Genomic DNA, 8,806 nt, shown 5'->3' on the forward strand with positions numbered 1-8,806 from the left:
CATTTATTTCCAACTGGAATCTCTCTAAATACAGGAATCATAACCTCTCAAGATCCATTTCCTAGATTCAGCAGGATCAATCACTGCGTCTATTTCCAAATAAGAAGCCATATTGATCGCCTTACCTCTTTCATAAGCCTCAGAAACTAAACGTTCGAAAAGAATTTGTCTTTCTTTCCAATCCTTAATTTCTGCGAGTTCCTTTTGATATCCTGTTCTAATTTCTCCTTCTATTCCCATCGCACCGAATTCTCCTGTAGGCCAAGAGATTGTAAATACCGGAGAATGAAAACTGCCGGCTGCCATGGCCATCGCACCTAAACCATAACCTTTTCTGAGAATAATAGTGAACACAGGGACTTGTAAAGAAGCGCCAGACTCAAAAAGTTTTGCAGCCTTCCGCACTAATCCTTTCTTCTCCACTTCAGGTCCTACCATAAAACCTGGTGTATCACAAAGAAATAATATAGGAAGTTTATTCAGATCGCAAAATTCAGAAAACTCGGATGCCTTTTCTGCTCCTTCTGCATCGATTGCTCCACCTAAATGAGTTGGATTATTTGCAATCAAACCTAAAGAGCGTCCTTCTATTCGGATAAGAGAAGTCACAATTCCTTTTGCAAAGTCTTTTCTGAATTCTAAAACTGAGTCAATATCTGCCAGGGAAGAAATAACAGAACGGATCTCATAGGATCTTAAACGATTTTCTGGAATTAAGGTCCTTAGGATTTTTTGATCTCTATATTCAAATTTACTGATATTTCCCTGAAAATAAGAAAGTGCCTTTTTAGCAGTAAAAACTGCCTCTTCTTCATTCTTAACTAATATATCGATTACACCGTTTTTGGTTTGGACATCTGCAGGACCGATTTCCTCTGCAGAAAAATTTCCAAGGCCTCCACCTTTCACCATCACAGGACCGCCCATTCCTATATTAGAATCTTCTGTTGCGATCCTAATATCACTTGCACCAAATAATGCAGCATTGCCTGCAAAACATCTACCTGCTGCAATGGCTATCCTCAAACTTTTTCCTTTTAAACCTGCGTATTTACGGAATGTATGCAGATCTAAACCTGCAACAGCGGGAACATCTACTTCTCCTGGACGACCTCCCCCTCCTTCTGTAAAAAACACAAGGGGAAGTTTTTGGCTTTCTACCATTTCCAAAAACCGATCCGTCTTTTTATGATTCATCGCTCCTTGGGTTCCCATAAAAACTGTGTAATCATAAGCGAGTACTGAAACTCTTGCTACGTGAGGCGCAAATAGTTCGGCATTCACTGTACCAAGACCAGCGATGAGTCCATCTGCAGGACTCAGTTTAATCAAATCTTCTAGGGACCTTCTTCTTCTCTGGGCGGCAATAGCGAGACTTCCATATTCTACAAAACTTCCTTGGTCACAAAGATCCGCCACATTCTCTCTCGCGGTCCTTTGTCCTCTTTTATGCCGTTTGGAAACTGCTTGGGTTCTGGAAATATCTTCATTCAAAAGTAAACGGTCCAAAACTTCTCTCAAGTCTGGACGAATTCGATTTGGATCTATTTTTTCCTCATGATGATCTGAAGAATGTTCCAAATCTTCTGGCCTGATCCAAACAAGCATTTCTCCTTCCGAAACAATCTTTCCAGGCTCAATCAAAACCTTTTCTATAATTCCAGTAGTTTCTGAATGTAAAAGATGTTCCATCTTCATGGAAGAAAGAAGCGCAATCTTCTCCCCTTTACGAATTGGTTCCCCTTCTTTAGGATAGATTTCGATTAGACTTCCAGTCATGGGAGAATGAAAAGAATTCAATCCTTCTGGGATTTCTTCTATTATTTTAGAATTTTCTAAATCGCCATTTTTCTCTGGTTCGAAATTATATTTTTTATGTTCTGTTTTAGAAGAAGATAGAAGTTCAGAAATATTTTCCTCTATAAACTTTGTCCAAATAGAATATGATTCCAGCTCTTTCCTTTTGAGCACATTCAGAAGAAGAGGAAGATTTGTTTTGATACCTTCTATCCTAAATTCGGATAATGCACGGTATGCAGAATGAATCAGTTTAGGAAATCTAGGACTTTTAGAATGAATGATTAATTTCGCAAGTAAGGAATCAAAATTAGGACCAACCTCATAACCTGAATAAGCAGCGCTATCCACTCTGATCCCCGGACCAGAACTTGGCTCGAACATATTTATTTTTCCAGAAGACGGTATGATCTCTCCTTTTTGGTCCCAGGTTTCAGAATTTATCCTGATCTGGATTGCATAACCTTGAGGAAATTCTAGATTCTTCTGATCTAATCCAATCTCTTGGAAAGATTTCCCGGAAGCAATTTCCAACTGAGTTTCTACAAGATCTACTCCAGTGATTTCTTCAGTAATTGTATGTTCTACCTGTAATCTAGGATTAGATTCTATAAAATAGATTTCAGAATCAGGGCTGATCAAAAATTCAAAAGTGCCTAAACTTTTATAAGAAAGATGAGAAGCAATTTTCAAAGAATAAGAGATGATCTTTTCACGGATTTTAGGATCTAAAAAAGGGGCAGGTGCAATCTCGAGTAACTTTTGATTTTTCCTTTGAAGAGAACAGTCCCTGTCCCAAAAATAGAGGACCTTACCGGAACCATCTCCCAAAATCTGGACTTCTATATGTCTTGCGATCGGTAGATATTTTTCTGCATATAAACTAGAATTTCCGAATGAATGTAAAGCTTCTTCGGAACAACTCTTGAATATAGTTTCTAATCCTTCTGCATTGTTTATGATACGGATCCCCCTTCCTCCACCACCAGCGATCGCTTTTAAAAGGAATATTCCATTTTTGGAATAAAACTCTTTTGCTTCTTTCAGATCGATTATCTTGCCAAGCCCAGGCAAGGTAGGAACTCCTAAGGATTCAGCGAGTAATACTGCTTTTAATTTATCCCCTAGGATCTCTAAAGTTTTGGGATCAGGACCTATAAAATTGATTTTAGATTCTTCGCATCTTTTTGCAAATCCTGGATTCTCACTTAAGAAGCCATAACCTGGATGAATGGAATCGCAACCTTCTCTTAGTGCGATGGATAGTATCTCATCTTGGTCTAAATAGGCCTTTGCTCCTCTTCCTTTAAGAGGAATAGAAACATCTGTCGCCAATCTATGCCTGGAATTTGAATCGTCTTCTGAATAGATAGAGACGGTAGGAACTCCTAACGCTGCCGCAGCTCTTGCAATTCGAATAGAAACTTCTCCCCGATTTGCTATTAATAATTTGGATAATTTCATAAGTTGGAGGAAGTTTTGTGAGAAAGTCCGTCCGGTCGATCCAGTTTCGAAGCCGCCTATAAATTTTGAACGAATGCACAATATAATGTGTATTCGTTCAAATCATTATCCATAATAACGATTTTTATTCCAATATATTAGATATACAAATCGAAGAGAGGGAGGTGTTTCGCTGAAGTGGTTTTAAGGGGAATCATATGCCAGCCACTAGTCTTGTTCGATCTTCAGGGAAAAAGAAGGCCCTGGGCAAAAATGCGAATTTATCAAAGAAGAAAACTAGGCCCTCCAAAACTTCAGAAGAAATTTCCAAAAACCTAATCAAAGGTTTAAATCTTCCTATTGTTTACTCTCCATCTTCTCCAGAGAAAGCGGATCTAAAATATCTCACAGATTGGATCAAGAAAAATCATAAAGAAATACAGAGAGATCTTTTGATCTATGGCGCAATTCTATTCAGAGGTTTTAATATAGGTTCTTCTGAAAACTTCGAGAAGGTTGCCTTAGGCCTGGATTCCAATTTGTCTGAAGCATATTTGGGAACTTCTCCCAGAGATAAAAAGACTAAGTTTGTTCATACAGCGAGTGAACTTCCTTCTGCTTATCCGATCATGCAACATGCGGAGATGAGCTTCTTAAATAAACCTCCTAAAAAACTTTTCTTTTATGCAAAGTTAGCTCCTTCTAAAAACGGAGAAACTCCAATTACAGATCTAAGAACTGTTTTGAGAGAAATGCCTTCTCATATTTCAGACAAAGTAGAAAAGCAAGGTATCAAGTATATTCGTCATTATGATGGCCCTGGAGCTTCTCGTTATAGCCTTTGGAAAACAAAACCTTGGAGTGAAATGTTTAAGACTGTAGATAAAAAAGAAGCGGAGAAGGAGATCAAAAAACAGAATTTCGAGCATGAATGGCTTCCCGGAAATAAATTAAGATTAATTAATTCTCAAGTAGGTGTAAGAAAACATCCAATCGCAGGATCGAAAGCTTGGCATAACCATAGCCAAACATTTCATATAGATTCTCCTAGATTAGAATACAAATATGTTTTCAAAAGACAGAAAACCTTAAGAGGACTTGGAGTTTATCTGATCTTGAATTTATTGACAGGGATCAAAAAGTTATTCAGCAAATCTGAAGATTTAGATGTTCACGCCACCTACGGAGATGGATCAGAAATTTCTAATAAAGACATCAAAGCCATTGTGAATGTTTTTTGGAAGAATATACAAATTTTCTCCTGGCAGAAGGATGATATTCTCTATATAGATAATTATTCAGTTTCTCACGGAAGACTTCCTTTTGTTGGTCCAAGAGAGATCCAAGTTGCTTGGACTGACTAAAGAAATCTTATATCATAACCGGTGATTTTTAAATTTTGCGTTAAAGCCTCATCACATCCATGAGGCATTCCGCATGTTTGTTTTTGATAAAACTACTCTCGGATACAAAACTTAAAAAGGTTTTTAAGGATGGGTTTTGATTTTCGGAAATGTAAAAAACAGAAACCGGCAAATACAATTGTCTGATAGGAACAAACTTAGTATCTATAGGCGCAAAATTCTGTGCGCCTAAGATAGTCAAAGAAACACCTTTACCAGTCGCCACTAAGATAGGACAACTTTCTCTCTCATTCTTTATATAAACTTTAGGTTTGATGCCACTTTGTTTAAATAAAGAAGAGATCGTATCGTAAAAACTTCCTGAGTCCTTTTTGGGGTGTAATATGATGGTTTCATCCTTTAATTCTTTAAATTCAATTTCTTCTCTTTTAGCAAGAGGATGTTTTTTAGGAAGAAGAACACCAAGCACCTCATCATGAACCGGATGTTTTTCCAAGCGAGGATCAGAAACTTCTCCTTCTAAAAAACAAATATCGAATTGAGCTGATTTTAAACCTTTGATGATCCGATTTCGTGTTTCCTGCTGAAGCTGCAGTTTGATCCGAGGAAATCGATCCTGGAACTCATTAATGATCTGGGGCAGACTTGCCATAAAGGTAGTGGTAGAAAAACCAATACTAAGTCCTCCCGCTTTGAGTTTGCCGATAGAACGAACTTCCTTTTCTATTTTTTCTGCCTTTGCGATGATCTCTCTACCTTCCTTTAGGAGATGGACTCCTGCTCCAGTAAGTTTCACATGTCTCGTAGATCTTTCGAATAATTTAGTGGAAAGTTCCTCTTCAAAGGAAGAGATCAATCTGGTCAAAGGAGGTTGGGACATTCCCAAAATTTCAGCACTCTTTCTGAAATTTAATTCCTCGGCAACGACGATGAAAGATCTTAATTTAGATAAATCCATATAATATTGATACCTAATTGGTATCAATAAATCAACTAAATTCGGAATAAAATCAAAAAATTACAAATTTCTACCAAATGTATTTACAGTTTTCAGTATGGTAAAATTTCAATAATTATTATCATCAAAGTTCTTCAAGGAGGACAAAATGAAATTCGATTATGAAGTATTAATAATAGGGGGCGGTCCCGCAGGACTAAGCGCTGCATTGGCCTTAGGAAGAATGAGCAGAACCGCTCTAGTCTGCGACGATAGTCGTCCAAGAAACGCAGCATCTTCTCATTTGAATAACTTTCCGACAAGAGACGGGATCCATCCCGCAGAATGGAGAAAATTAGTTAGAAAGGATTTAGAAAAATATAATACGATCAGGTTTTTTGAGGGAAGTGTTCTATCGGTAGAAAGATCAGGATCAGGCTTTATCGCCAGATTATCCTCAGATAAAATTTTTCATTTTAAAAAAGTCATTCTTGCATATGGTGTAGAGGATAAATACCTACAGGTCCCGGGTTATAAGGAACTTTGGGGTAAATCCATTTTCCATTGTCCTTACTGCCACGGTTTTGAAGTGAGAGGTTCTAAACTCGGCCTGATCGGAAACGGAGACACATTATTCTATATGCTTCCTCTTATATACGATTTAGCATCCGACTTAGTTATTTTTACAAATGGAAAAGCCGAATTCAAAGAAGAACAAAGGAACTTATTAGAGCGAAAAAATATCCGCTTCATAGAAGATAAGATCACAGGTTTTATATACGAAGGAGAAAAACTCAAAAGTATTAGTTTTGAAAATGGAGAGAATGTAGAAAGGGACGGACTATATGCTCTTCCAACATTTCCATTCAAACTAAAATCCACAATCGGCGAAAAACTCCGCTGCGAAAAAGATCAATTCGGCTTCTACAAAGTTGGCGAAAAAGGAAAGACAAGTGTAGATGGAGTTTATGCCTGCGGAGACAATGCAAGTGGTGCTCATTCAGTCTTATTAGCTGCTGCTTCCGGAGGAATGGCAGGCGCAGGTATAGTTCACGAATTATTAAGCGAGAAATTATCAGAGTAGTTTTGTTGGAATTCCAACATGAATTGCAGGCGGAAATTGAGGTTGCTGTTTAAGGAATTGTAGTGTATAGGGGGAAAGGCTTCTCCCACAAGCCCACCTCCTCCACCCGAACTTGGGTGGGGGCGATCTCTATTTCCATGTAGGAATTCCTACATGAGGAGCTCGTTCTTCCAGATCAAACATTCGCTGGAACTAACACCATTTCGACCTAAGTAAATTTAAAATTGACAATCGATCATTTTTCGTATTACCTTCCTCCTCTATGAAAATTCTCCATTTCTATTTTCTTTCCTTTTCTTTCGTGTTAACTACCTATTGCGCTTCCTTAGTTCCTACAGGAATGGTTAAAGGATTAGTAGAATCTGCACCCTCAGCAAATTGGATACCAATTCATTCAAACCCTAAAGTGGGAGACTTTGCGGTTTATCAGGGTTTGGATGGAACTAAAACGAAAGTGGAAATCATGTCGCAAAAAGGGGCAATTTTTGAAGTTAAAAATACTTTTTTAGAAACTTCTTCCTTACTTCATTTTATGAAAGATTATGAAGAACATCTTTTTATAGATAAAGAAGGTTATGCAAAAGAAGGATTCATGATAGAAATATCCACATCTAGAAAGATCACGAAACGAGTTGCGAATGAGAAGGATGTAGGTTATATTCCAAACCCTAAATCTTTCGGAGTAAAGAAAACAAATCTGACTATCACTACGAAAGCAGGAACTTTTAAGATAGACTCTATCATAGTTATCGCGAAGGACTTCGCAAACGGAAAGTTCAATGCTATGTATTTTATAAGCCCGCAAGCTAAATTCGGAATGGTTCAGTCCAGAGTAGTTGGAAGCGCGGACCTTCAACTGGATACATTGGCCACTTTAATTAGCGGAAATAATCTCGTAGGTTATATCGTAGGCGAATTTGGAAAATTAAATTTTAAAGAAGGCGCCGATCTAGTAGAATCCAACTGAGGAAATATTATGCGTAAAATCCTTTTTCTTTCTCTTATTTGCGCCCTTAATTGGAGCTGTTTCACTGCGGTTGTCATGACAAAACATGGTTGGGATTTAAGAGCCCAAAAAGACTCTCGTCCTTACTTACAAGAAAGCATTCGAGAGATTAAACAACTGTCCCTATCAGAAACAGAATTTAAAATTATATATGATGTAGGCTTGTATACTTCCCGGGATTCAAAAGATCAGGCTATTATTCAAAGGACCGCCTGTCTTAGCTTAAAATCTCTTTTGGTTGTAGATACATATTACCAAGATATTAAAGATCACACACCATGTAAGCAAGACGTTTCTTCGAAATTTATAGATATAAAATTCGAAGAAATCCCAGAATTGAAAAACAGAATTTGGATACCGGATTTAAAAATCACCCTTTCCTCCAAAAATGAATTCGATAAATTTACAATTCCTTTTCCTGACCCAAAACAATTCGGAGATTCGTATTTTTATCCTCGAATCAATTCTCTGAAATTCGTAAAAGGAAGAGAGGTTGTTTCAGCTACCTTATTAGAAGGTGAATACTTTAGTCATAGATATTTACGCTTACAATTCGATACGAAGGAAGAAATCTATTTATATGCCACCAACAATGGATTTAGGATCTCAGCAGATGGCTATTCTTGGCGTCCGTTTACCCTACTCAAGGCGAAAATAAAAAAAGAAGAGCAGTTAGAAATCCAAAAATTCACATTAGCTAAGCAAGAAAAACTCATATCGGTTCAGTATGAATATCCAGATAATAATGGAAAATTTAGAATCGAAAATAAGACATTTAGGATCATCGGTCCAGTCCGGGATCTTAGGGATGGAATTCAATTCATTTCGAAAGCAAACGACTCAAGAAAAGAAAAGGATGAAACAGGAATCTGGAGCGCATATCCAGCATTATATCCCTTTTCAATTACCTTAGACGTCGCAACTTCTCCCTTACAATTAATATCAATTTTTGTATTAGGTTTCAAGAACCATATTTATTTCTGGGGCTGTTTGCTTGGAGGAAGATGTTTTAGTCCTTTAGGCTGATCCATCTAAGTATCAGAATTCCCACATAGAAAACTGAATCTCATCTTTTAAAGTTAAGTTAGAATGTTTTGAATTAGAAAGGAAGAGAAAGTCTCTTCGAAAACATATAGAGTAGCGTGACTCACCGATTTGTTACACCCCCAGCCCTT

The 8,806-nt window shown here is 37.4% G+C and carries 6 protein-coding genes; 4 read left to right on the forward strand and 2 right to left on the reverse strand.

Annotated elements, in window-relative coordinates; translation table 11 throughout:
* Positions 1-24 precede the first annotated feature (24 nt).
* Positions 25-3,261 carry an acetyl-CoA carboxylase family protein gene (locus tag CH362_RS16925; RefSeq protein ID WP_100711494.1) on the reverse strand — a complete coding sequence of 1,079 codons (3,237 nt, stop codon included), beginning with the start codon at positions 3,259-3,261 and terminating at the stop codon, positions 25-27.
* A gap of 197 nt (positions 3,262-3,458) precedes the next feature.
* On the opposite strand from CH362_RS16925, the gene CH362_RS16930 reads away from it, so the two are divergent.
* Positions 3,459-4,604 carry a TauD/TfdA family dioxygenase gene (locus tag CH362_RS16930; protein WP_100711495.1) on the forward strand — a complete coding sequence of 382 codons (1,146 nt, stop codon included), beginning with the start codon at positions 3,459-3,461 and terminating at the stop codon, positions 4,602-4,604.
* A gap of 40 nt (positions 4,605-4,644) precedes the next feature.
* Here the strand turns inward: CH362_RS16930 and CH362_RS16935 are convergent, their stop codons facing one another.
* Complete coding sequence (locus CH362_RS16935) at positions 4,645-5,562, reverse strand: LysR family transcriptional regulator (protein WP_100711496.1); 918 nt, start codon at positions 5,560-5,562, stop codon at positions 4,645-4,647.
* A 148-nt stretch (positions 5,563-5,710) separates the two neighbouring features.
* On the opposite strand from CH362_RS16935, the gene CH362_RS16940 reads away from it, so the two are divergent.
* The 3 genes from CH362_RS16940 to CH362_RS16950 all read left to right on the forward strand — a co-directional run bounded on the left by CH362_RS16940 (position 5,711) and on the right by CH362_RS16950 (position 8,657).
* A complete protein-coding gene (locus tag CH362_RS16940) occupies positions 5,711-6,625 on the forward strand; it encodes an NAD(P)/FAD-dependent oxidoreductase (protein WP_100711497.1) in 915 nt (304 codons plus the stop codon).
* Positions 6,626-6,887: 262 nt separating this feature from the next.
* Complete coding sequence (locus CH362_RS16945) at positions 6,888-7,592, forward strand: hypothetical protein (protein WP_100711498.1); 705 nt, start codon at positions 6,888-6,890, stop codon at positions 7,590-7,592.
* Between the two features lie 9 nt (positions 7,593-7,601).
* Positions 7,602-8,657 (forward strand): hypothetical protein, encoded by a 1,056-nt coding sequence (locus CH362_RS16950; protein WP_100711499.1) that lies wholly within the window; start codon positions 7,602-7,604, stop codon positions 8,655-8,657.
* Positions 8,658-8,806: the final 149 nt, after the last annotated feature.

Source organism: Leptospira saintgironsiae (genome assembly GCF_002811765.1).
Classification (GTDB): Bacteria; Spirochaetota; Leptospiria; order Leptospirales; family Leptospiraceae; genus Leptospira_B; species Leptospira_B saintgironsiae.

Coding starts and splice junctions, on each gene's coding strand:
- CH362_RS16925 (WP_100711494.1), bottom strand. CDS start 3,261: ATGAAATTATCCAAATTATTAATAGCAAATCGGGGAGAAGTTTCTATT.
- CH362_RS16930 (WP_100711495.1), top strand. CDS start 3,459: ATGCCAGCCACTAGTCTTGTTCGATCTTCAGGGAAAAAGAAGGCCCTG.
- CH362_RS16935 (WP_100711496.1), bottom strand. CDS start 5,562: ATGGATTTATCTAAATTAAGATCTTTCATCGTCGTTGCCGAGGAATTA.
- CH362_RS16940 (WP_100711497.1), top strand. CDS start 5,711: ATGAAATTCGATTATGAAGTATTAATAATAGGGGGCGGTCCCGCAGGA.
- CH362_RS16945 (WP_100711498.1), top strand. CDS start 6,888: ATGAAAATTCTCCATTTCTATTTTCTTTCCTTTTCTTTCGTGTTAACT.
- CH362_RS16950 (WP_100711499.1), top strand. CDS start 7,602: ATGCGTAAAATCCTTTTTCTTTCTCTTATTTGCGCCCTTAATTGGAGC.